General features: G+C 66.1%; 1 protein-coding gene. It reads left to right on the top strand.

From position 1 onward, the window contains the following. A partial coding sequence (locus CUZ56_RS15490; protein ID WP_275427170.1) for a cysteine protease StiP domain-containing protein occupies positions 1-239 on the top strand: 239 nt, incomplete at both ends.

The following is a 239-nucleotide window of genomic DNA, read 5'->3' as shown; positions in this document are numbered from 1 at the left end:
CTGAAGGACCTGTCCGACGCCGAATTGGAGGCCGATCTCGCCTATCGCGAAAAGCGGATTCAGGCCGGCGTCGCACACTATGCCGAATCACTGCCCATCGAGTATCAGCCCGACGCCGCCTACCGTGAGTTGTTCGACCGGGTCCTGGACGACAGCGCGCAGCGGCTGGCGCTGGCGGTGGGCACGGTCGCCGAACTCGTCGTCGCCGAACGCGGTCCCGATATCGTGCTGGCGTCGCT

It is taken from the genome of Saezia sanguinis, from assembly GCF_003991585.1.
GTDB lineage: Bacteria > Pseudomonadota > Gammaproteobacteria > Burkholderiales > Burkholderiaceae_C > Saezia > Saezia sanguinis.
This window is presented reverse-complemented; position numbering and strand designations above follow the sequence as displayed.